This window comes from Pseudomonas sp. KBN10P06128 (assembly GCF_037574945.1).
GTDB lineage: Bacteria > Pseudomonadota > Gammaproteobacteria > Pseudomonadales > Pseudomonadaceae > Pseudomonas > Pseudomonas aeruginosa.
In genome coordinates this window covers 5,355,266-5,377,874 of sequence record NZ_JBBELR010000001.1, presented here as the reverse complement: position 1 = coordinate 5,377,874, position 22,609 = coordinate 5,355,266, and the positions used below count along the sequence as shown (strand labels likewise).

Sequence of the window (22,609 nt, the reverse complement as noted above, 5' to 3'; positions counted from 1 at the left end):
TCTTCCTGCGAAGGAGTGGGACATGCGAATACTGGTGGTCGAAGACAACCGCGACATCCTGGCCAACCTGGCCGATTACCTGTCGCTCAAGGGCTATACCGTGGATTGCGCGCAGGACGGGCTGTCCGGCCTGCACCTGGCGGCCACCGAGCACTACGACCTGATCGTGCTCGACGTGATGCTGCCGGGAATCGACGGCTATGCCCTGTGCCGGCGCCTGCGCGAAGACGCACGGCGCGATACGCCGGTGATCATGCTCACCGCCCGCGACCAGTTGGACGACCGCCTGCAGGGGTTTCGTTCCGGCGCCGACGATTACCTGGTCAAGCCCTTCGCCCTTTCCGAACTTTCCGCACGCATCGAGGCGGTGCTGCGTCGCGCCCAGGGTGGCGGCCGCCGCGAGCTGAGCGTGGCCGATCTGAGCTATGACCTGGACACCCTGGAGGTCAAGCGCGCGGGCAAGTCGCTCAAGCTCAACCCGATCGGCCTCAAGCTGCTCGCCGTGCTGATGCAGAAGAGCCCCCATGTGGTGCGCCGGGATGCCCTGGAAGAAGCGGTCTGGGGCGACGACTGCCCGGACAGCGACAGCCTGCGCAGCCACGTCCATCAACTCCGTCAGGTGATCGACAAGCCATTCTCCGTGGCCTTGCTGCATACGGTGCATGGCGTTGGCTACCGCCTGGCGGAGGAGCCGAATGGAGTATAAGCAGAGCCTCGCCCGCCGGATCGTCATCGCCTTCATGTTGATGACGGTCGCCGTGGGGGGACTGTTCTCCGCCGGCATCGTCGGCGTGGTCCACATCATCGAGGAGCGCCTGATTTCCCGCGACCTGGGCGGCGAACTGGAGCGCATCCTGCGCGACGACCTGGCCCAGGGACGCAACCCGGTGCTCGATCCCGGCATGCGCTTCTTCATCAGCGACGGCCAGGGCTCCTACGCCATGCCGCCGGCGCTGGACCAACTGGATGTCGGTTTCCACGAAGTGTTCGAGGGCGACTTGTCGTTCCATGCGCTGGTGCGCGATATCGATGGTCGCCGTTTCGTCCTGCTGCAGGACCAGAGCGATTTCGAAGCGCGCGAGCAGGTGCTCTACGCCTCGGTGCTGACCGGCTACGTGCTGAGCATCGCCCTGGCCGGCCTGCTTGGCTGGATGCTCGCGCGCAAGGTGATGGAGCCGGTGGTGCGCCTGGCGCGCCAGGTGCGGCATCGCGAACAGTTGCTCGGTCTGGCGCCGCCGTTGGCGCCGGACTACGCCAACGACGAGGTCGGCGAGCTGGCCGCTTCCTTCGACGAGACCCTTGGCCGCCTGCGCGACGCGCTCAAGCGCGAGCAATTGTTCACCAGCGACGTCAGTCATGAGTTGCGTACGCCGTTGATGGTCATCGCCACCTCATGCGAACTGCTGGCCGAAGAACCCAGCCTCGGCCCGCGCGCCCGTGGCCAACTGGAGCGGATGACCAAGGCCACCGAGGAGATGCGCGACCTGGTGCAAACCTTCCTGTTGCTGGCGCGTGCGCAGAAGGGCGAGGAAAGCCTGGCGCCCCACGGTAGCCTGGAGAGCATCGCCGACGACCTGGTCCAGGTCTGGCGCGAACAGGTCGAGGCGCGAGGACTGACCCTGCACTACCGCAACGAAGGTGCCTGCGCCGGCCAGTTCAACGCGCCACTGCTGCGCGCGGTGATGGGCAACCTGTTGCGCAACGCGACCCACTACACCGATGCCGGGAGCATCACGCTGACCCTCGACGAGCATGGTTTCAGCGTCGAGGACACCGGGGCGGGCGTCCCGGAAGAACAACGCGAACGCATCTTCATGCCCTTCGTTCGCGGCAGTTCCAGCTCCGGGCGCGGCGAAGGCCTTGGCCTCGGGCTCTCGCTGGTGAAGCGGATCTGCGCGGCCGAGGGCTGGAGCGTAACCCTCAGCGCGGTGGAGCCGCACGGCTGCCGGTTCGAAGTTTTACTCGATGTTGCTTGACGAAAAATTCACCACCCCTTGACCCGAGCTTGACGGCTGGATTCATACCGTTCGTCTCATGAATCCTGGAGTTCCCGTCATGAACAATCCGCCTGTCGACCTCGACTTTTCTCACAAGTATGATCGCGAGCATGCTGAGGCCTACCTGAAGAAGCATCAGGACGGCCTCGCCCGGAAACTTTCCCACCGGCGCGACGTCCAACTCGCCCGGCACGCGCTGAAGCTCGCGGGGCAGCCCAACCTGGTGCTCGACCTGCCCTGCGGCGCCGGACGCTTCTGGCCGCTGCTGGCGGAAAAGGACAACCGGGTGATCATCGGCGCCGACAATTCCGCGGACATGCTGGCGGTCGCCTGCGCCGGTCAGCCGGACGGTGTGGTGAAACGGGTACGGCCCTTGCAGACTTCCGCTTTCGCCATCGACCTGCCGGACAGCTCGGTGGACAATATCTTCTGCATGCGGCTGCTCCACCACATCGGCGAGGCGGATGATCGACGCGTCCTGCTCCGCGAGTTTCACCGGGTCACGCGGGACAGCGTGATTCTTTCCCTCTGGGTCGATGGCAATTTCAAGGCCTGGAAGCGTAGGCGCATGGAGGCACGGCGGGTAGCGAACGGGGAACAGACCGGCTACCAGAACCGCTTCGTGTTACCAGCCGAAACGGTCGAGCGCGAGTTCCGCGACGCCGGCTTCGTCGTCCAGAAGCATCTCGATTTCATCCCGCTGTATCACATGTGGCGGGTCTATATCTTGCGAAAGGAATAACGATGGCTCCCGATCTGGCATCCCTGCAACGTATCTCCGGCGACTCCGCCATCGACCAGTGGTTGCAGGTACCCGGCAGCTGGGTCGAGGAGCCCAACGAGCGCCGCGGCGGGGCCAGCGGCGTGCAGCGGGTGTACACCGGCGATGGACGGCTGCTCTATCGCAAGCAGCAGACCGGCCACGTCTACCGCGACTGGCAGCGCCCTTTCGGCTATCCCACCGCCATGCGCGAGCGCGATGCGCTACGGGCCTTCGAGTCGCTTGGTATTCGCGTGCCGCGCCTGGTCTATTCCGGCTGCCGCAAAGTCGACGGACAGTGGCAGGCGCTACTGGTGACCGAAGCCCTGGAGGGTTTCTCCAGCCTCGACGAGTGCTATGCGCGCGGTGACCAGGACCGCTGGGGCGAAGCGAAGCACCAAAGAATTCTGCAACAAATCGGCGCTACCATTGCCCGGATGAATCTCGCCCACTGGCAGCACGGTTGTCTCTATCCGAAGCACATCTTCGTCCGCGTCGAGGGCGAGGCCATCGAAGTAGCGCTGATCGACCTGGAGAAGAGCCGCCGCCGCCTTACGGTGAACAAGGCGTCCCAGCACGACCTGAAGCAGTTGAAGCGCCGTTCGTCGTGGACTGGCGCGCAGTGGCAAGCCTTCATCTATGGTTACCAGACGGCGTTTGGCAGCGCCATCAAAGGGTTGCAGACATGAAATTAGAAATCACTCGAGGTTTGTTGCTGGTCGGCGCTCTCGCCGTGGCTACAGCCGCGGCTGCCGCCTGGCACGAACCCGCGCCGAACGTGGTGCAGATGAGCGGCGGTCATGAGTACTGCCCGACGCCTTCGGTGCTCAAGGCCGAGCGGCCGACGCGCCAGGAGGTCCAGCCGAACAAGGACATCCTGCTGCTGATGTTCGGTCTTTCCCAGGGGGGAGCCAGCCTGTCGCGCTGAGTCTCCTTGTCGAAGAAGCCCCGCCTTGGCGGGGCTTTTTCATGGGCGATGAGATCGTCGGAGGCATGGGCCGAATAAGGACCAGGCCTCATGCGCCACCTTGCCGCGGCGCGCCAGGCTTGCCCTAGGCGACCTGGAACACGTGCTTGAGGTAGTGGATGAAGTCAGGGTCCCGGCATTGCGCCTTGCCGGGCGTATCGGAGATCTTCGCCACCGGATGGCCGTTGCAGGCGCTCATCTTCACCACGATGTTCATCGGCTCGACGCCCGGCAGGTCGCAGGTGAAATGCGTGCCTATGCCGAAGCTGACGTTGATCCGGCCCTGCAACGCGCGATAGATCTTCAGGGCCCGCGGCAGGTCGAGGCCGTCGGAGAACACCAGGGTCTTGGTCAGCGGGTCGATGCCCAGCTTGAGGTAGTGGGCGATGGTCTTTTCCGCCCACAGCAAAGGGTCGCCCGAGTCGTGGCGGAGGCCGTCGAAGAGCTTGGCGAAATAGAGGTCGAAGTCGCGCAGGAAGGCATCGGTGGTGATGCAGTCGGTCAGCGCGATGCCGAGCAGCCCACGGTATTCGCGGACCCAGCAGTCCAACGCGGCACTCTGGCTGTCGATCAGGCGCGGACCGAGCTGCTGGTGGGCCATCAGCCATTCGTGGGCCATGGTGCCGAGGGGCTTGAGGTCGAGCTTGCGTGCCAGGTGGACGTTGCTGGTGCCGACGAAGCAGCCCGGAAAGTCATCCTTCAGACCGCTCACCACCGCCTCGTGGACCCGATAGGAGAAGCGGCGGCGGGTACCGAAGTCGGCCATCTTGAAGCCGGCCAGTTCCTCGGCGCTGGCCTCCCGGCGCAGCCAATCGAACTTTTCCTGCAGGCGTTCGCGCGCCTGCTCGACGGTGGCGGCCGGGTAGCGGGCGCGGTTGCGCACCTCGCTGATCATCGCCAGCAGCGGCACTTCGAAGAGGATCACGTGCAGCCAGGGGCCTTTCAGGCGCAGGAAGAATTCGTCGTTCTCGATGCCGGTCTGCACGTAGCGCGGGTTGAAGCGGAATAACCCGAGGAAGCGGATGAAGTCCGGCGCGAGGAAGGGAATCCGTTCGAGGAAGGCCAGTTGCTCGTCGCTGATCGCCAGGCCCGCCAGGTATTCCAGTTGTTCGCGGATGGCCGGCAGGTACAGGCGCAGGTCTTCCTGGTTGCGGCAGCGGAACTCCCACTCCACCTCGGCGTTGGGATAGTTGTGCAGCACCGCCTGCATCATGGTCAGCTTGTAGAAGTCGGTATCCAGCAGGTTCTGCACGATACGTTCGGAAAAAGCGCTCTCGGCCATGCTCGTCTCACCACTGCGTTTCAGCGGGCAGTCTACTGGAGGCGGCTGCCGGCGGACATAGGATCGCGCCCGGAGGGCTGTGGGATGGGGCGACAGCACCGGCGGACAGCGCTGTTGTCGCTATCCGCCGTTTCCGATCAGTGTGCGTTTGCCGCTTGCGTCACGCCTGGCGGGGCATCCGGCCTGGCCACCAGGGTGTAGATGCACGGCAGGACGAACAGGGTGAACAGGGTGCCCACCGACATGCCGGTAGCGATCACGATGCCGATGTCGAAGCGACTGACCGCCCCGGCGCCGGTGGCGAGGATCAGCGGGATCACCCCGAGCACCATCGCCGCGGTGGTCATCAGTACTGGCCGCAGGCGGATCGCGGCGGCCTGCTCGATGGCCTCGCGACGCCCCAGCCCCTGTTCGTGGCGCAACTGGTTGGCGAACTCGACGATCAGGATGCCGTGTTTGCTGATCAGGCCGATCAGTGTCACCAGGCCGACCTGGGTATAGATGTTCAGGCTCGACACGCCGAGGAACAGCGGTATCAGCGCACCGCAGATCGACAGCGGCACGGTGACCATGATCACCAGCGGATCGCGGAAGCTTTCGAACTGTGCGGCGAGGACCAGGAAGATGATCGCCAGGGCCAGTCCGAAGGTGACCAGCAATGCGCTGCCTTCCTGCACGTATTGCCGGGAAGCGCCGGCGTAGTCGACGGCGAAGCCGCGCGGGGCTTCCTCGCGGGCGATCTGCTGAACCGTCTCGATGGCCTCGCCCATGCTGACGATGGGGAAGCCGGAGATGATCGCCGAGTTGAGCTGCTGGAACTGGTTCAGTTGCCGTGGCCGTGCCCGTTCGTGGGTCTCGATCAGGGTCGAGAGGGCGACCAGTTGGCCGTTGCGGCTCTTCACGTAGTAGCTGCCGAGCCAGCCGGGATTGTCGCGATAGGGGCGTTCGACCTGGGCGATGACCTTGTAGCTGCGCCCGTCGATGGTGAAGCGGTTGATCTCGCCCTCGCCGAGCAGGCTGGCCAGCGCCACCCCCAGGTCCTGCATGGAGACGCCCATCTGCGCGGCCTTCTCGCGGTCGATGTCGACCACCAGCTCGGGTTTGTCGAACGCCAGGTCGAGATCGAGGAAGGCGAACTTGCCGGACTCGCTGGCGCGCTGCTTCACCCGTTGCGCCACTTGCAGCAGCGACTCGTAGTCGTTGGCGGTGTTGAGCACGAACTGGAATGGCAGGCCCTCGCCGGTGCCCGGTAGCGACGGCAGGTTGAAGGCGAAGATCTGCACGCCGGGAATCTCGTTGAGCTTCGCCTGCACCGCATGGAGCAATTCCATCTGGCTCTTTTCGCGTTCGTCCCAGGGCTTGAGCAGCATGCCGCCGATGCCGGCCTGGACGCCGTTGTAGCCGTTGATCTGGAACGCCGAGTAATACTCCGGGAAGCTGCGGAAGATGCCTTCGAACTCGGCGGTGTAGCGATTCAGGTAGTCGAGGTTGGCGGTCTGCGGCGAGTTGGTCATGAGGAACACGATGCCCTGGTCCTCTTCCGGCGCCAGCTCCTTCTTGGTGAACATCAGCAGTACCGGGATCAGCGCCAGTACCAGCACGGCGAACACCAGGACCACCGGACGGGTGTCCAGGGTGCCGTGGAGGGCGCGCTGGTAGCGTCGCTTCAGGCCCTCGAAGATCAGGTCGAGGCGATGCGCCAGGCCCGAGGGATTCTCCTCGTGGCGCAACAGGCGCGAGCACATCATCGGCGACAGGGTCAGGGCGACGATCCCGGAAATGATCACCGCGCCGGCCAGGGTGAAGGCGAATTCCTTGAACAGGGCGCCGGTGAGGCCGGTGAGAAAGCCGATCGGCGCGTAGACCGCGGCGAGGGTGATGGTCATGCTGACCACCGGTACGGCGATCTCCCGCGCGCCCTCCAGGGCGGCCTCGAAGGGCGGCTTGCCCTCCTCGATGTGGCGGTGGATGTTTTCCACCACCACGATCGCGTCGTCCACCACCAGGCCGATGGCCAGGACCATCGCCAGCAGGGTCAGCAGGTTGATCGAGTAGCCCATGGCCTGCATGAAGAACAATACGCCGATCATCGACAGCGGAATGGTCACCACCGGGATCAGTACCGAACGGAACGCGCCGAGGAACAGGAACACCACCACGATGACGATCAGCACCGCCTCGCCGAGGGTCTTCACCACTTCGTCGATGGAGGCCTGGATGAAGCGCGTGGCGTCGTAGGCGATGGACACCTTGAGGTTGGGCGGCAATTGCTCTTCCAGTTCGGGCATCTTCGCCCGCACTTCCTTGATCACGTCCAGCGGGTTGGCGCTGGGCGTGCCCTTGATGCCGATGTAGACCGAGGGAATCCCATTGAACGAACTGATCGCGTCGTAGCTGGCGGCGCCCAGTTCGACCTGTGCGACATCACCCATCAGCACCCGGCGGTCGCCGTCGGTCTTCACCGGGATGGCGGCGAAGGCCTGGGGCGACTTGAGGTCGGTGGAAGCATTGACGCTGGTGACCACCAACTGGCCCTTCACCTCGCCGGCGGCGGCGAGGAAGTTGTACTGCTGCACCGCCTGGTTGATCTCGCCGGCGGTGACGCCGAACGCGGCCATCTTCACCGGGTCCAGCCACAGGCGCATGGCGAACACCTGGTTGCCGAGGATCTCCGCCTCGGCGATACCGGGCAGGGTCGCCAGCTTGGGCTGGATCACCCGCGACAGGTAGTCGGTGATCTGCGGGTTGTTCATCTGCTCGCTGTAGAAGCTGATGTACATCAGCGCCGAGGCGTCCGCGGCCTCCTTCTGCAGCACCGGGTCCTCGGCGTCCGGCGGCAGCTGGCTCTTCACTTCGTTGGACTTGGCCAGCAGCTCGGTGACCAGGCGATCGGTATTGGCGCCGATCCGCGCGTAGATGGAGATGGTCGAATAGTTCTGCCGGCTCACCGAGGTCATGTAGTCGATGCCTTCGGCGCTGGCCAGGCTCTGCTGCAGCGGCTGGGTGATGTAGCCCTGGATGGTCTCCGCGTTGGCTCCGGCGTAGAGCGTGGTCACCGTGATCAGCGCGTTCTCCATTTGCGGATACTCGCGGATCACCAGCTTGCTGAAGGCCTGCATGCCGAGCAGGACGATCAGCAGGCTGACCACGCTCGCCAGGACCGGACGACGGATGAACGGATCGGTAAAAGCCATGTTTCAGTCCCTTGGCAAGCCTTCCGCCACGGAGCGGGAAGGCGCGCGACTCAGTGCTCTTGCTGGAGGTCCCGCTCGGCGACGATGGCCACCGCGGCGCCGTTGTCGAGCTTCAGTTGCCCGGAAGTCACTACCTGCTCGCCGCCCTCCAGGCCTTCGAGCACCACCGCCAGGCCTTCGCGGCGTTCGCCGATCCTGACGAAGCGGCGCTCGACGACCCGTTGCGGCTGGCCCTTGTCGTCCTTCGACACCTGGCCCTGCTCGTCCTTCTTCTGCCCGACGACGTAGATCGAGTCGCCGTAGAGGGTGAAGGTGATCGCCGTCTCCGGCACCACGACGCGTTGTTCCTCGCCAGGCAACATCACCTCGAGGTTGGCGAACATGCCCGGCAGCAGCTTGCCGTCCGGGTTCTCCAGGGCGGCGCGGACCTGCAGGTTGCGGGTCTCGTTGTCGACCTTGGGGTTGATGGCGGCGATCTCGGCGTCGAACACCTGGCCGGGGTAGGCGGAGACCCGGACCTTCACCAACTGGCCGCGGCTGAGCAGGGGGAAGTCCTGCTCGGGCAGGTGGAAATCCAGGAGCAGGGTGGAAAGGTCCTGCAAGGTGGCGATCGGCGTCCCGGGCGAGACGTAGTCGCCGACGTCCACCTGGCGGATGCCGATGGTCCCGGCGAAGGGCGCGAGCACGCGCTTCTTCGCCAGTGCCGCCTTCAGTTCGGCGACGGTGGCGCTGGTCTTGGCCCACTGCGCGGCGAGGCGGTCGAATTCGCTTTTCGAGATGGCCTTGCTGCCGATCAGTTCGCGGCCGCGCTGGTACTCGGCCCTGGCCAGGCCGAGATCGGCCTCGGCAGTGCGCAGGGTGGCTTCCTCGACGTCGCTTTCCAACTGGATCAGCGGTTGGTCCAGCTTCACCTGGTCGCCGGAAAGGAACAGTACGTCGCGTACCGTGCCGGAGACTTCGGCGGTTAGGGTCACGCCCTGGAACGCCTTGAGGCTGCCGATGGCTGGCAGGCGGCTCTGCCAGGGACGCTTTTCGGCCAGGCTGGCGGTCACGCTGATCGGCGGTTTCGGTGCGCTGAAAAGGGCGATCTGCTGACGGATGGAGTAGACCTTGTAGCCGGCGAGAATCGCCACCACGGCGATCACCGCGGCGAGCATGATCAACATGCGGCGGAGCAACATAATCCTGGTCCCTGGTATGCCGAGAGCGCCCCGTTTCGGGGCGAATCCGACACATTACGTGCAGCTTTCAAGGCTTGTCAAAGCACAGGATTGGCGAAAGATTTCAAGCGTGTTGCAGGTCGCTTCCGACTTTCGCGGACCGGTATGGCGAGAGGTTGACGCCGCGCTCTCAGGCCAGGTGCAAGTGGTTGTCCCAGAGGCCGGAAGGCAGCTCCAGCGGTTGCGCGGCGATGCGCTCGCCCTGGCAGTCGTAGAAGCGGCAACGGCCCTGTCCGGACGTGACGACGAAGCCGTTCTTCACCGCGCCCACGCCGGCGCAGTCCGGCAACGGCGCGTCGAGGCGTACGGCACCGCTGTCCAGGTCCCAGATGAAGAAACGGTTGCCGCGCGGGGCGGTCAGGGCCACCAGGCGCAGGTCGTCGTGGATCGCCACGCTGGCGGTGTACTGGGCCATCGCCAGGCGCTGCTCCTCGGCCACCGGGAAGGCTTCGAAGGGACGGCCGGGGCGCTTGATCGCCAGCAGGTCGGCATGTTCGTGGGCATCGCCCATGAACTGCTGGCCGGCGACGATGGTGCCGTCGCGACCGATCGCCAGGTGGCGGACGCTGTTCATCTGCTGCGCCAGGGTTTCCTTGGACAGCAGGTTGCCGTCGCGGCGCATCAGCACCAGGCTGGGCTCCATGGCGTCGAGGTTCATCTCGACCCGGCTTTCCGCCTCGGTGCGAATGCCGCCGTTGGCCACTACCAGGGTCTCGCCGTCGGGCATCCAGGAAACCTGGTGCGGCCCGAGGCCGTGAGTAGAGATCTCGCCGCTGTGCTGCAGTCGCTCGCCGTCGAAACGGTAGACACCGAGCACGCCGCGACCGGGATCGGTAGTGTCGTTCTCGGTGGCGTAGAGCCATTCGCCGCTCTGGTGGAACACGCCGTGGCCGTAGAAGTGGCGGTCTTTCTGCGAGACCAGGGTCTGCAGCAGGCGACCGTCGTTCAGGTCGATCAGGTAGCTTTCGGTGCCTGGCCGGCGGGCGACGAACAGCGCCAGCGGCAGGCTCGGGTGCTGGACGATGTCATGGCAGCGCTGGGCCACGCGGGTGGCGAACTGGCACTTGCCGTCCAGGCGGTAGCCCACCGCGTAATGCTGGCCATCGGCGTCGTCGCGCGCCGACAGCACCAGCGGTTGGCTACCCTGGCGGCTGAAGCTCCAGCCGCCGAAGGACAAGGCGCCGAGCAGCAGGCTGCCCAGGCCGATCACATGACGTCGCAGCATGGTGCCGACCTCAGTCGCCATCGTTGGCGTTGAAGCCCAGTTGCACGCCGAGGGCGCGGGCCAGGTCGCCTTCGTGCAGGCGGTGGACCACGTTCAGGCTGTCATAGAGGGCGTTGAGCTGGTTGCGCCCGTCTTCGCTGGCGAGCAGTTCGGAGAGCGGTTTCTGTTCCAGCGCCGCCAGCTTCGCGTGGCTGTCGGCGTAGGCGGCGTCGATCTTGCCGGCCAGGGCCTTCTGTTCGGCCGGCAGCAGGGTCTTCAGGCCCTTGCCGTCGATACCTTCCCAGAGCGCCTGGGCGCCGCTCAGGCTGGCGTCCAGGCTGGCCAGCGAGGCGTTGCTGCGCCAGGCCTCGGCCTGGTAGGGCTGGGGAATGCCCTTGCTCTGCCGGCCCAGCGGAGTACCGAGTTTCTTCTTCAGCATGTCCAGGGCGGTGACCTGGACCCGCAGCAGCTCGGCGATCGCCTCGTGGGCGTCGGCGTAGCGGTCGTTGGGGAACTTGCTCATCTGGGTGAGCATGCCGCCGTCGTTCTTCCAGCGCGCCAGGATGTCCTGGGCCAGTTGCTGCTGGTGGGTGCCGATGGCTTCCAGCAACGGGCAATAGCGGGCCTTGGTGGCGGCGTCGGCGAGGTCGATCTTGCTGTCGAAGAGGATGTATTCGTAGGCGGAGAGCCCCTGCACCACCACGCTGGCCTTGGCCAGGGCCGCGGCGTCGACCTGCGGGTTGTTCTTCAGCAACTGTTCGACCTGGCGCCCGACCAGATCCTTCTTGTCCGGCCAGAACTGCACCTGCCAGGCGCGGTTGCCCTCGGCCAGCGGGCCGATCAGCAGCGGTTGCAGCTCGGCCCAGGCCTTCTGCGCGGCGTGGAACGCGTCGCGGGCCTTGGCCAGGTCTTCCTTGCCCTGGCAGTAGGCCAGGGCGCTGCTGGCCAGGGCCTGGTCGGCCTCCACCCAGCGGCTGTAGGTCGGCAGGATCACCTGTTGCGCCAGGGCGGCACTGGTGACGGCCTGCGGGTCTTGCGGCGAACAGGCGCCGAGGGCGATGGCGAGGCTGGTCAAGAGCAGTCGTGGGCGGAACATGTGGGCTCCTCAGAGTGAATTCAGGAAGGCCAGCAGGGCGCTGCGCTGGTCGGCGTCGAAGCCGAGCACGTGCCGCTTGGCCGCTTCGGCTTCGCCGCCGTGCCAGAGGATCGCCTCCAGCAGATTGCGGGCGCGCCCGTCGTGGAGGAACTGGGTGTGACCGTTGACCGTTTCGGTCAGGCCGATGCCCCATAGCGGCGGGGTTCGCCAGTCCCGCCCGCTGGCGAGAAATTCCGGGCGATTGTCCGCCAAGCCGTCGCCCATGTCATGCAGCAACAGGTCGGAATAGGGACGAATCCGTTGGTTGGCCAGCTCCGGCTCGCTGGCGTCGGAACCGGTAGTGAAGGCGGGAACGTGGCAGGCCACGCAGTTGGCCTGGGCGAACAGGCGCTTGCCGGCCAGCACCTGCGGGTCGTCCACCTTGCGCCGCGCCGGGACCGCCAGGTTGCGGCTGTAGAACAGCACCTGGGCGAAGATGTTGTCGCTGACTTCCGGCTCGCCGCCGTCGGGCGCCCGGCGGCACTCGACCTGGGCGGCGCTGCAGTCGTCGTGGGGCAGCAGGCTGCTGGTCAGGCCCATGTCGTTGGCGAAGGCGTGCGCGTTCTGCTGCGGGATATCCGGCTGGCCGGCCTTCCAGCCGAAGCGGCCGAGCGCGGTGCGCTGCCGTGCGGCATCCCAGACCTGGTTGGCGCGCCCGCGGATACCGTCGCCGTTGCGGTCGTCCGGATCGGCATTGGCCAGGATCGCCTCTTCGGGAATCGCCTCGAGCAGGCCGAGGCCGATCATCGGCGGGGCGACGCGGGCGGAAAACATCGTCTGCGGATGCATCGGCCCATAGCCGAGCTGGCTGATCCGCAGGATCGGCTTGCGCAGTTCGACCTCGGTGCCGTCCTCGAACCTCACCTTCATCGGCTCGTAGTCCATCCGCACCTTGCCTTCCGGGGCGACGCCGGGAATGCCGACGTCCTGCAACTGGCCGCCGTAGGTCGGCTCGGGAATCACCCCCTGGTGCAACAGGGTCTTGCCGTCCGCAGGGCCGGCCGGGATCGACAGGCGTACCAGCATCGACACCGCGCTGACCGCGTCCGCTCCCGGCGGGTGGCCGCGGCCGTCCTTCACATGGCAGTTCTGGCAGGCGTTGGTATTGAACAGCGGTCCCAGACCGTCGCGCGCGGTGGTGGAGGAAGGGGCGATGACCCAGGGGTTGCGGAAGAAACTGTTGCCCACGCTGAAGTCCAGGCGCCGGCTCGGGGCGAGGTTGGCGGAGGGCAGGGAGAAGGCGTTGCGGTCGCTTTGCAGCACCGTGGTCGCGCCCCCGGACAGGTGTTCACCGGGCTCGGCGCGCAGCGGTTCGTCGTCGGCGCCGCATCCGCCCAGAAGGAGCGCCGTCAGGAGACAGGCGAGCGGCATGGAAGGTGACGGCAACGACATCGGCGAACATCCCGGACTGCGTGGAAACAGCCCGCAAGCTTACCAGTTGGAGCTAATCAAAATAAGAGGGATTTGCGTTTGTAAAGGCCCGCGAAGTCCGCTTTCGAGGCCCTGAAACGCAGCGTGCGGCCATGGGCCGCACGCTGTTGGCGCAGGAAGGAATCAGAACTCGTGGTCGGCGTTGTCCGGCTTCAGGTCCTGGATACCCAGCTTGCCCGCGGCCTGCTCGATGGCGCCGGTCTGCTTGACCAGGGCGGCGATGGCGTCGCGGATCTTCTGCTGGCCGTCCTTGTTGTCCGGAGCGATCATCTGGTCGAAGTGCACGCCATCCTTCTCGGCGCTGTCGACGATGGCCTGCAGCTTGGCCTCGGTGTCGGCCAGGTCGGCCTTCAGGGTGTCGTTGGCGGCGGCGTCGGCCTTGGCGACCAGGTCGGCCAGGCTCGGGCCCTTGACCACGCTGCCGTCGATGCGCTTGTACTCGCCGAGGTAGATGTTGCGGATGCTCTTGCCGTTGAAGAACAGGGTGTGGTGGGTGTCGTCGCTGAAGCAGTCGTGCTCGTCTTCGGTGGAGTTGGCCTCCAGCGCGACCTTCATGCGCTCGCCGGCCAGTTCGCCGAGGGACAGGCTGCCCATGCCGAAGAACATCTTGCGCAGGCCGGTATCCACCGGTTCGGCCTCCAGCTTGGCGCGGTAGTTGTCGGCGACGCCGGCTTTCCACTGTCCGGCCATGTATTCGAGGTCGCTGACCAGCAGGTCGGTGACGGCCTTCAGGTAGGCGGCGCGACGGTCGCAATGGCCGCCGGTGCAGTCCTTGCCCTGGGCATAGTCGGTGGCCGGACGATTGCCGGCGCCCGGACCGGTGCCGTTCAGGTCCTGGCCCCAGAGGAGGAACTCGATGGCGTGGTAGCCGGTGGCGACGTTGGCTTCGGAACCGCCCAGCTCGTTCAGGCTGGCCAGTTTCTCGCCGGTGATTTCCTTGACGTCGATCTTGTCTTCGCCGACCTGGATCTCGGTGTTGGCGACGATGTTGGCGGTGGCGCCGGGGTTGCCCAGGGCGTGCTGGTAGTCCTTGGCGACATAGTCGATCAGGCCTTCGTCCAGCGGCCAGGCGTTAACCTGTCCTTCCCAGTCGTCGATGATCGCGTTGCCGAAGCGGAAGGCTTCGCTCTGGGAGTAGGGGGTACGAGCGGCGAACCAGGCTTCCTTGGCGGCTTTCAGGGTCTCCGCGTCAGGCTTGGCGAGGAACGCGTCGATGGCTTTCTGCAGGTCCTTGGCGGTGCTCAGGGCATCGGCGAAGGTGGCTTCGGCGAGGTCCGCGTAGTTCTTGATCACTGCCTTGGCGGCGGCCTCGTCGACCTTGGCGGCCGGGGCGGCGGCGGGCGCGGCGGGCTGCGTGCTGGCCGCCGGTGTTGCGGGCGCTTCGGCTTTCTTGTCGTCGCCGCAGCCGGCGAGGGAGATGGCGAGGGCCAGCAGACTGGCGGTGGCCAGGGGCATACGAGTCATGGCGGATTCCTTTGCTTTATTGGTGGCGTGCCGAAGCGGCGTGCGCTTGTCGGAAACACCCGCGAGGGCGTTAAAAAACCGCCACATAATGCGAAAGATTTGCATTTTTGAAAAGGGCGCAGCGTGATCGCCGTCGTGCCTGGACATGTCGGGCGCAGCTAGAATGCCAGTATCTTCGTCCGGAGCTCCGTCCATGAGTCTGACCGCTATCGCTTTCTGGGTTGTCCTGCTGCTGCTCGCCGGCTACGCGGTGGTGCTCTACAACGGCCTGGTACGGCTGAAGCACGCCGTGGGCAAGGCCTGGGCCAACATCGACGTGCTCCTCAAGCAGCGCCATGACGAGCTGCCGAAGCTGGTCGAGGCCTGCAAGCAATACATGCAGCACGAGCGCGCCACCCTGGAGCGGGTCATCGCCGCCCGCAACGCCGTCGCCAGCGCCCGCGAGCGCGCCGACGTGAATGCCCTGGGCAAGGCCGAGAGCGGCCTGCGCGCCGGCCTGGGGCAGCTCTTCGCGCTGGCCGAGAACTACCCGCAGCTCAAGGCCAACGAAAGTTTCCAGTTCCTTTCCCAGCGCATCAGCGGCCTGGAGAACGGGATCGCCGATCGCCGCGAGCTGTACAACGAGGCGGTGAACCTGAACAACGTGCGCATCGAGCAATTTCCCGACCTGCTGATCGCCCGTGTCGCTGGCTTCAAGGCCGCCGAGCTGTTGCAGTTCAGCGAGGCGGAGAAGGCCGACGTCGATCTCAAGGCCCTGTTCGGCTGAGATGGACTTCGACCTGCGCTGGCTGTTCATCGCCGCCAGCCTGGGGCTCTGCGCCTGGGCCGGCTGGCAGTTCGTGCGCCGCCTTGCCCGGGCGCGCCTGCTCGGCGACGTACCGACCTCGCGGATCCGTTCGGCGGCGCAGGGTTTCGTCGAACTCTACGGGGTGCTCGAGGAGGGCCCGGAAGGCCCGCTGCAGGCTCCCTTGACCGGCAAGCCGTGCCTGTGGTGGCGCTACCGCATCGAAGTCGAGGAAAAGCGCAGCGGCCGCGAGAAGGCCTGGCGCACCGTCGACAAAGGTGCCAGCAAGTCGCCATTCGGCTTGCGCGATGCCACCGATGCCTGCCTGGTCGACCCACGCGGCGCCGAGGTGCGACCCTTGACCCAGCAGCGCTGGGAGGCTTTTCGCGAAGCACCGATCGATACCCTGCGACTGCTGGAGAGCTTCGGCTCCCTGGTCGGCGGAGAGCGGCTCTACCGCTACACCGAGGAGCGCCTGCACGCCGGCGAGCCGCTCTATGCGCTGGGCGAATTCCGCAGCAGCGGTGGCGGTCGCCAGGGACTCGATGCCGAACGGGCGCAGGGGGCGGTCATCCGTGAATGGAAGGGCGATTTCCACGGGCTGCTGGCGCGCTTCGACAGCGACGGCAACGGCGAGTTGGACGAGCGCGAATGGAACCGGGTGCGCCTGGCGGCACGGCTGGAGGCCGAGGACCGGCATCGGGCAAGCAGCGCCGCGCCGACCCGCCACCAGCTCGGCAAGCCGGGGGAGGCGCATCCTTTCATTCTCTCCAGCCAGGGCGAGGACGATCTCGCCGTGCAACTGCGCCGCCAGGCGGCGGGGGCCGCGTTGCTCTGCCTGGGCAGCGCGCTATTGGCGGGCTGGCTGTTCAGCCGCCTGTTCTGATCAGGGCCGTTCGCTGCTGGTGGCCTGGCTCAGGCGTCGCGCCTGCTTGAGGTACTGGGTCAGCTCCCTGGCCGGCAGCGGCTTGCTGTACAGGTAGCCCTGACCTTCGTTGCAACCTTCGGCGATGATGTACGCCTCCTGCTCGGCGGTTTCCACGCCCTCGGCGATCACCTGCATGCCCAGGCTCTTGCCGAGCTGGATGATGGCGCGAACGATGGTCGCGTCGTCCTCGTCCTGCAGCAGGTCCTGGACGAAACTCTTGTCGATCTTGATCTTGTCCAGCGGCAGGCTCTTCAGGTAGCTCAGCGAGGAATAGCCGGTGCCGAAATCGTCGATGGCGATCAGCGCGCCGGCGCGGCGCAGGCTGAGGAGGTGCTGGGCGGCAGTGGAGATGTCCTCCATCAGGCCGGTCTCGGTGACTTCCAGCTCCAGGCTGCGCGCCGGCAGGCGGTAGACCTGCAGCAGGTTGCTGACCACCCGTGGCAGGGCGTTGTGGTGGAGCTGCACGGTGGAAAGATTGACCGCCATGCGCAGGTCGTCGAAGCCCTGGTCGTGCCATTCGCGCAATTGCCGGCAGGCCTGGTCGAGCACCCACTCGCCGATGCTGAAGATGCTGCCGTTCTGTTCCGCCAGCGGGATGAACAGGTCCGGCGGGACGAAGCCGTGCAACGGATGTTGCCAGCGCAGCAGCGCCTCGACGCCGACCACGCGGTGGTCGCGGTAGTCCACCTGCGGCTGGTAGACGAGGTGCAGCTCGTGGCGCTGCAGGGCGTCGCGCAGGTCCTTTTCCAGTTCCCGGCGGCGACGCATCTCGCTGTCCACGCTGGCGATGTAGAACTGGTAGCGGTTGCGCGAGCGGGTCTTGGCCAGGGTCATGGTCTGCTCGGCCTTCTGCAGCAGTTTCTCCGTGGTCTCGCCGTCCTCGGGGAACAGGGTGATACCGATGGTGGCGCGCAGGCGCACCTCGTGCTGGTCGATCTCGAACGGCGCTTCCAGGCCGTCGAGGATGCTCTGCGCCAGTTCGGCCGCCTCGTAGGGTTGCTCGATGTCGGCCTGGACCAGGGCGAACTGGTCGCCGCCCAGGCGCGCCAGCGAACCGAGCCGCGCGCTGTGCCCGCGCAGGCGGTCGGCGAGGGCGATCAGCAGCTGGTCGCCGAGCTGGTAGGTGTACTGCTCGTTGATCCCCTTGAAATCGTCGAGGCCCAGGCACAGCACTGCCACCCGGCGCTGCTGGCGGCCGGCGCCGTCGAGGATCTGGTCGAGTTGCTGTTGCAGCAACTGGCGGTTCGGCAGGCCGGTGAGGAAGTCGTACTGGGAAATGCGCAGCAGGTTGTCCTCGGCCTCGCGACGCAGGTGGCTGTTGCTTTCGATCGAGGCGAGCAACTGGTTGGCGGTGGTCACCCAGAGCCCCAGCTCGTTGCGTTCGTGCCCCTTGAGCAGCGGCAACTGGTGCTGGCTGGGGCGGTCGGGATTGATGCTGACCAGGTGCTCGATGATCTTCGACAGCGGCTTGGTCAGCATCCAGTGGTAGACCAGGAACAGCACCAGGCCCATGGCCAGGGCGCGGAGAATGCCGGAGATGAAGATGATTTCCGAAGTGGTGACGAAGTTCTCGCCGTAGGGCGCGGTGTCCAGGGTGATCTTCAGGTCGCCGTAGTATTCGCTATAGGGCGGGCGGCCGATCAGTCGAATGCTGAAGGTGCGTTCCTGGCCGAGGATCGGGTCGGTCAGCCAGCGCGTCGGCAGGTCCAGCAGCGGCCTGGATTTCTCCGCCAGCATCGGCTCGCCGGGATGGCCGATGCTCGCCTGGCGCACCGCCTCGTGCTGGAACAGGCCTTCGAGGACCTGCATCGCCATTTCCCGGTCGAGGCTGTAGACCGCCTGGGTGGAAGGGTCGCGGACCATCGCGAGGATGCGTTGGGCGTCGCTGCTCACCGCCTGCTTGGCCTTGTAGGCGTCGAAGACGATCTGCGCGCAACTGAGCACTACGCCAACGGCCAGCGCCGCCAGTAGCACGACACGCAGCAGCTTGAGCGAGAGGCTGTGTCGGGAGTCCAGTTTCAAGGGGCCTTCCTTGTTCGTCGCCAGGGCGAAAGACAAGCCGGTAGGAAGAGCTTGTTTACCTCAAGAGGCTATCACGAGCGAAGGTCTACCAGTTCCTGAGGGTAGACGATGGCTCCTGGACCGCAGATTAAAACGAAAAAGCCCGGCGAATGCCGGGCTTTTTCGTGGTTCTGATCAGACTCAGGCAGCGAAATTCTTCGCTACGAAGTCCCAGTTGACCAGGTTCCAGAACGCCTCGACGTACTTCGGACGCAGGTTGCGGTAGTCTATGTAGTAGGCGTGTTCCCACACGTCGCAGGTCAGCAGCGGGGTGTCGCCGCTGGTCAGCGGGTTGCCGGCACCGATGGTGCTGGCCAGGGCCAGGGAGCCGTCGGCCTTCTTCACCAGCCAGCCCCAGCCGGAACCGAAGGTGCCGACGGAAGTCTTGGTGAACTCTTCCTTGAACTTGTCGAAGGAGCCGAAGGCGGCGTTGATGGCGTCGGCCAGGGCGCCGGTGGGCTGGCCACCGCCGTTCGGGCTCAGGCAGTTCCAGTAGAAGGTGTGGTTCCACACCTGGGCGGCGTTGTTGAAGATGCCGCCGGAGGAGCTCTTGACGATCTCTTCGAGGCTCTTGCCTTCGAACTCGGTGCCCGGGATCAGGTTGTTCAGGTTCACCACGTAGGTGTTGTGGTGCTTGTCGTGGTGGTATTCCAGGGTTTCTGCGGAAATGTGCGGCTCAAGGGCGTTCTTTTCGTAAGGCAGCGGCGGCAATTCGAAAGCCATGGTGTCTCTCCTATTCTTCCTCAGGTCAGGACTGGCGCGGCTAGCGCGCGACCGGTTCACGGGGCCGGTCCGATGCCTGTCCGGGAGCCCGTCCTGGATCCCCGGGGGGACGTTCGGCGGAGCGCTCCGGAAAGGGCGCCGGGTGCGACTCGGAGCCTAGGCTCCCAGTGCCGCGAACTCCGGATCATAGCACCCGTGTCGGGGCATATCCACGCAGCAACTGTAGGGGCAAAGGCCGGCGGCGGCGCGCTGCGACGGGCTTCTGCAAGCTCGCCGGCGAACACCGCCGCATTCTCTCTGGACTGCCTGGCGGCGCGAGGGTTCGCTCGGGAAGACGGAAACCGCGTTATCCCCGGAACAGCAGTTGCGCGGCCATGCCCAGCATCATGGCCGCCACCATCAGGTCGAGCAGGCGCCAGGTGGCCGGGCGCGCCAGCCAGGGGGCCAGCCACGCCGCGCCGAGGGCGAGGGCGAAGAACCACATCAGCGAGGCGCTGGCCGCGCCGAGGGCATAGGCGCCCGGCGCGGCCTGCTGGGCGCCGAGCGAACCGATCAGAAGTACGGTATCGAGATAGACGTGGGGGTTGAGCAGGGTGACCGCCAGTGCCGCCAGAAGCACCGCCTTGCGCGAGCGTGGCCCGGTTTCCGCGGCGTTGCCGAGGGCGTCCGGGCGCAACGCGCGAAGCAGCGCCTTGAGCCCGTACCAGGTCAGGAAGGCGATCCCGCCCCAGCGGGCGATGGCCAGCAGCGTCGGGTTTTCCAGCAGCAGCTTGGCCAGGCCGAACACGCCGAGGCTGACCAGCACCGCGTCGCAGAACACGCAGAGCGCGGCCACCGAGAGGTGATGCTCGCGGCGCAGGCTCTGCGCGAGGACGAAGGCATTCTGCGCGCCGATGGCGATGATCAGGCCGGCAGCCACCAGGATGCCGTTGAGATAGCTCTGCCACATGTCAGTGTGCCTCCGCCGCCAGCCGCTGGAGCACGGCGAGGGCGCGCCGGCCCTCGTCGCGGGCGACGAACAGGTGGTCGTGGAAATAGCCGGCCATCACGTTGCAACTGATCCCGGCTTCGGCCAGCGCCGTGGCGAAGGCGGCGGTCAGGCCCACTGCCGCCAGCGAGGAGTGCACCGTCAGGGTGATCCAGGCCGCCACGTATTCGTAGGGCAGGCCCAGGCGTTCGGCCTGCCGGCGTTCGAGCACCAGGGTCAGGCCCTCGCGCTCGCGGAAGCTGGCGAGCGGCTCGGCGCCGTTCGGCAGCGCGCCATCGGCGCAGGTACAGAACACATAGTCGCCGGGATTGAGTTCGGGAGTGAGCGTGCGCAGCAGGGTGCGCAGCGAGGTTTCGCCAGCCATGGTCGGTCCGCGTCGGGTGGATCGGAAAAGTGCTGGCGAGTGTGGCCGCGGGCGGTTTATAAGGAAAACGAATCCTGCTGATCTCTCATTAGGAAAACTGATTTTGTTCGACTACAAGTTGCTCGCCGCGCTGGCCGCGGTGGTGGAGCAGGGCGGTTTCGAGCGCGCCGCACAGGCGCTGGGGCTATCGCAATCGGCGGTATCGCAGCGGATCAAGCTGCTCGAGGCGCGGGTCGGCCAGCCGGTCCTGGTGCGCGAGACGCCGCCGCATCCCACCGATCTCGGGCGCCGCCTGCTCAACCATGTACAGCAGGTGCGGCTGCTGGAGGGCGACCTGCAGCGCTGGGTGCCGAACCTGGATGAAGGCGGTGCCCCGGAACGCCTGCGCATCGCTCTCAACGCCGATAGCCTGGCGACCTGGTGGGCCGCCGCGGTGGGCGATTTCTGCGCCGAGCGGCGGGTGCTGCTGGACCTTGTGGTGGAGGACCAGGAGGTCGGGCTCAAGCGCATGCGCGCGGGCGAGGTGGCCGGCTGCGTCTGCGGTAGCGCGCGGCCGGTGGCCGGCGCGCGTTCGCTGCTGCTCGGAGCCATGCGTTATCGCGGCCTGGCCAGCCCGGATTTCATTGCCCGGCACTTTCCCCGCGGGGTCGAGGCGGCCGCCCTGGCCGGCGCGCCGGCGATCGTGTTCGGCCCGGACGACCTGCTGCAACACCGCTTTCTCAAGGACCTCGGCGTCGAGGGCGGTTTCATCCACCACCTCTGCCCGTCCTCGGAAGGTTTCGTCCGCCTCACCGCCGGCGGTCTCGGCTGGGGCCTGGTGCCGGAGCGCCAGGTGCAAGGCGAGCTGGCGCGCGGCGAACTGGTCGAGTTGCTGCCCGGCCAGGTCATCGACGTACCGTTGTACTGGCACTACTGGCGCAACGGCGGCGAACTGCTCGCGTCGCTCACCGAGCACCTGCTCGCCCGCGCCGGCGACGGCTTGGTGCGGGTGGCAGGCTGATCAACCGATGACGGTGATTCGTCCGGAGCCGGGCAACGATTCGACGCAGCGCGCGCCGAGCAACCGCGATGGCGTGAAGTAGCCGCCGGGACCCTGGTAGTCCAGCAGGTGGCGCACTGCCAGGAGCACGCCGTGCAGGGTCAGGTCGTACACGTTGGCCGTCTCCAGGCGCGCCGTGCGGCGTTCGCCGCGGGCGTTGCGTGCCTCGCCCCAGACCCAGGTGCGCAGACGCTCGCGGGCCGCCTGGTCGGGGCCGGCGATGCGTTTGTCGACCTGCCCCTTGAGCCAGTCCTGGACCCGTTGCCGACCGAGCAACGGACGCAGCGGGTCGATCAGGCGCATGCCCAGGGCCAGCAGCGGCGGCGCCGGCAGGTAGACCTCGATGTCCGGGATGCCGGTGCTGTAGTAGGCGGTGGCCACGTCGCCCCAGGGAATCGTCACGGCGTGCCGCAGGCCGCGGCCGAAATCGATGTCGCGGCGCTTGTAGCCCAGGGGCACGTCGCGCAGGCGGCCATTCTCGCGGATCTTGCCGCCGAACTTGAGGCCTTCGACGCTGGTCTTCGCGGTTCCCGTCGAAAGCCCGCTGCCGGTGTCGAAGCCCAGCGCCAGCCGTTGCGCGTCCGGCAGCGCCTCCTTCAGGCAGGCGGCCAGGCAATCGGTGGGGATCACATCGAAGCCGACGCCCGGGCAGACCACGATGCCGGCCTCGCGGGCCTCGGCGTCGCCGGCGTGGGCCTGCTCGAACACCGCGATCTCTCCAGTGATATCCACGTAGTGGGTGCCGGCGGCGCGGCAGGCGGCGATCATCGGCGTGCTGGTGGCGGAGAACGGACCGGCGCAATGGGCCACCACCTTCACCTGGTCCAGGGCTTCGCGGCAGGCCTGCGGATCCCCCAGGTCGAAGACCCGGCACTCCAGCCCGAGTTGGCTGCCGAGGGCGTGCAGGGCGGCCGGGTTGCGTCCGCCGAGGAGCGGCGTCAGGCCCTCGCGCTGCGCCTGTTCGGCGACCAGCCGGCCGGTGTAGCCGTTGGCGCCGTAGATCATCCAGTGACTGGCCATGGTGCGTCTCCCAGCGTGCAGGTGGCTTTCAGGTTAGACCTTGTAGCG

The 22,609-nt window shown here is 66.4% G+C and carries 20 protein-coding genes; 8 read left to right on the top strand and 12 right to left on the bottom strand.

Going from position 1 to position 22,609, the window contains the following annotated elements; genetic code table 11:
* The first annotated feature begins 22 nt into the window (after positions 1-22).
* From VQ065_RS25130 to VQ065_RS25110, 5 genes are all read left to right on the top strand, one after another.
* Positions 23-706, top strand: coding sequence for a response regulator transcription factor (locus VQ065_RS25130; protein ID WP_003094039.1), 684 nt, complete (start codon positions 23-25; stop codon positions 704-706).
* A complete protein-coding gene (locus tag VQ065_RS25125; RefSeq protein WP_003094037.1) occupies positions 696-1,976 on the top strand; it encodes a sensor histidine kinase in 1,281 nt (426 codons plus the stop codon). Before VQ065_RS25130 ends, VQ065_RS25125 begins: the two co-directional genes overlap by 11 nt.
* A 79-nt stretch (positions 1,977-2,055) precedes the next feature.
* Positions 2,056-2,739, top strand: a complete 684-nt coding sequence (locus tag VQ065_RS25120; protein ID WP_003094031.1) for a class I SAM-dependent methyltransferase — start codon at positions 2,056-2,058, stop codon at positions 2,737-2,739.
* 2 nt (positions 2,740-2,741) lie between these two features.
* Positions 2,742-3,446 carry a lipopolysaccharide kinase InaA family protein gene (locus tag VQ065_RS25115; protein ID WP_003094029.1) on the top strand — a complete coding sequence of 235 codons (705 nt, stop codon included), beginning with the start codon at positions 2,742-2,744 and terminating at the stop codon, positions 3,444-3,446.
* On the top strand, positions 3,443-3,685 hold the full coding sequence (locus tag VQ065_RS25110) for a hypothetical protein (protein WP_012077171.1): 243 nt from the start codon (positions 3,443-3,445) through the stop codon (positions 3,683-3,685). Before VQ065_RS25115 ends, VQ065_RS25110 begins: the two co-directional genes overlap by 4 nt.
* A gap of 124 nt (positions 3,686-3,809) precedes the next feature.
* Here VQ065_RS25110 and pncB read toward each other — a convergent pair whose 3' ends face one another.
* The 7 genes from pncB to VQ065_RS25075 all read right to left on the bottom strand — a co-directional run bounded on the left by pncB (position 3,810) and on the right by VQ065_RS25075 (position 14,654).
* Entirely contained in the window at positions 3,810-5,006 is a 1,197-nt protein-coding gene (pncB, locus tag VQ065_RS25105; protein WP_003094025.1) for a nicotinate phosphoribosyltransferase, read from the bottom strand.
* A 137-nt stretch (positions 5,007-5,143) separates the two neighbouring features.
* On the bottom strand, positions 5,144-8,200 hold the full coding sequence (gene mexW / locus VQ065_RS25100; protein WP_003094023.1) for a multidrug efflux RND transporter permease subunit MexW: 3,057 nt from the start codon (positions 8,198-8,200) through the stop codon (positions 5,144-5,146).
* Between the two features lie 50 nt (positions 8,201-8,250).
* The gene (mexV, locus tag VQ065_RS25095) at positions 8,251-9,381 is read right to left on the bottom strand and encodes a multidrug efflux RND transporter periplasmic adaptor subunit MexV (RefSeq protein WP_023098825.1); all 1,131 of its coding nucleotides are present in this window, start codon (positions 9,379-9,381) and stop codon (positions 8,251-8,253) included.
* A gap of 169 nt (positions 9,382-9,550) precedes the next feature.
* Entirely contained in the window at positions 9,551-10,645 is a 1,095-nt protein-coding gene (locus VQ065_RS25090) for a DUF1513 domain-containing protein (protein ID WP_003094019.1), read from the bottom strand.
* 10 nt (positions 10,646-10,655) lie between these two features.
* Entirely contained in the window at positions 10,656-11,720 is a 1,065-nt protein-coding gene (locus VQ065_RS25085) for an imelysin family protein (protein ID WP_003094017.1), read from the bottom strand.
* Between the two features lie 9 nt (positions 11,721-11,729).
* Entirely contained in the window at positions 11,730-13,151 is a 1,422-nt protein-coding gene (locus tag VQ065_RS25080; RefSeq protein ID WP_003094015.1) for a di-heme oxidoreductase family protein, read from the bottom strand.
* A 162-nt stretch (positions 13,152-13,313) separates the two neighbouring features.
* Complete coding sequence (locus tag VQ065_RS25075; protein ID WP_003112765.1) at positions 13,314-14,654, bottom strand: imelysin family protein; 1,341 nt, start codon at positions 14,652-14,654, stop codon at positions 13,314-13,316.
* A 193-nt stretch (positions 14,655-14,847) separates the two neighbouring features.
* Between VQ065_RS25075 and VQ065_RS25070 the strand changes: the two genes are divergently transcribed.
* Together VQ065_RS25070 and VQ065_RS25065 are read left to right on the top strand one after the other, a co-directional pair.
* Positions 14,848-15,420 carry a LemA family protein gene (locus VQ065_RS25070; RefSeq protein WP_003094011.1) on the top strand — a complete coding sequence of 191 codons (573 nt, stop codon included), beginning with the start codon at positions 14,848-14,850 and terminating at the stop codon, positions 15,418-15,420.
* A gap of 1 nt (position 15,421) precedes the next feature.
* Positions 15,422-16,324 carry a GIDE domain-containing protein gene (locus VQ065_RS25065; protein ID WP_003094009.1) on the top strand — a complete coding sequence of 301 codons (903 nt, stop codon included), beginning with the start codon at positions 15,422-15,424 and terminating at the stop codon, positions 16,322-16,324.
* On the opposite strand, the gene bifA is transcribed toward VQ065_RS25065, so the two are convergent.
* The 4 genes from bifA to VQ065_RS25045 form a co-directional block, all read right to left on the bottom strand.
* Positions 16,325-18,388, bottom strand: a complete 2,064-nt coding sequence (gene bifA / locus VQ065_RS25060) for a cyclic-di-GMP phosphodiesterase BifA (protein WP_003094007.1) — start codon at positions 18,386-18,388, stop codon at positions 16,325-16,327.
* Positions 18,389-18,568: 180 nt separating this feature from the next.
* Positions 18,569-19,150: a superoxide dismutase [Fe] gene (gene sodB / locus VQ065_RS25055; protein ID WP_003094005.1), complete on the bottom strand. Its 582-nt coding sequence runs from the start codon at positions 19,148-19,150 to the stop codon at positions 18,569-18,571.
* Between the two features lie 346 nt (positions 19,151-19,496).
* A complete protein-coding gene (locus tag VQ065_RS25050; protein ID WP_003094003.1) occupies positions 19,497-20,099 on the bottom strand; it encodes a LysE/ArgO family amino acid transporter in 603 nt (200 codons plus the stop codon).
* Position 20,100: 1 nt separating this feature from the next.
* A complete protein-coding gene (locus tag VQ065_RS25045; protein WP_003094000.1) occupies positions 20,101-20,502 on the bottom strand; it encodes an ACT domain-containing protein in 402 nt (133 codons plus the stop codon).
* A 97-nt stretch (positions 20,503-20,599) separates the two neighbouring features.
* Between VQ065_RS25045 and VQ065_RS25040 the strand changes: the two genes are divergently transcribed.
* Positions 20,600-21,502 carry a LysR family transcriptional regulator ArgP gene (locus tag VQ065_RS25040; RefSeq protein ID WP_073660235.1) on the top strand — a complete coding sequence of 301 codons (903 nt, stop codon included), beginning with the start codon at positions 20,600-20,602 and terminating at the stop codon, positions 21,500-21,502.
* Here VQ065_RS25040 and VQ065_RS25035 read toward each other — a convergent pair whose 3' ends face one another.
* Complete coding sequence (locus VQ065_RS25035) at positions 21,503-22,561, bottom strand: saccharopine dehydrogenase family protein (protein ID WP_003093996.1); 1,059 nt, start codon at positions 22,559-22,561, stop codon at positions 21,503-21,505.
* Between the last annotated feature and the right edge of the window lie 48 nt (positions 22,562-22,609).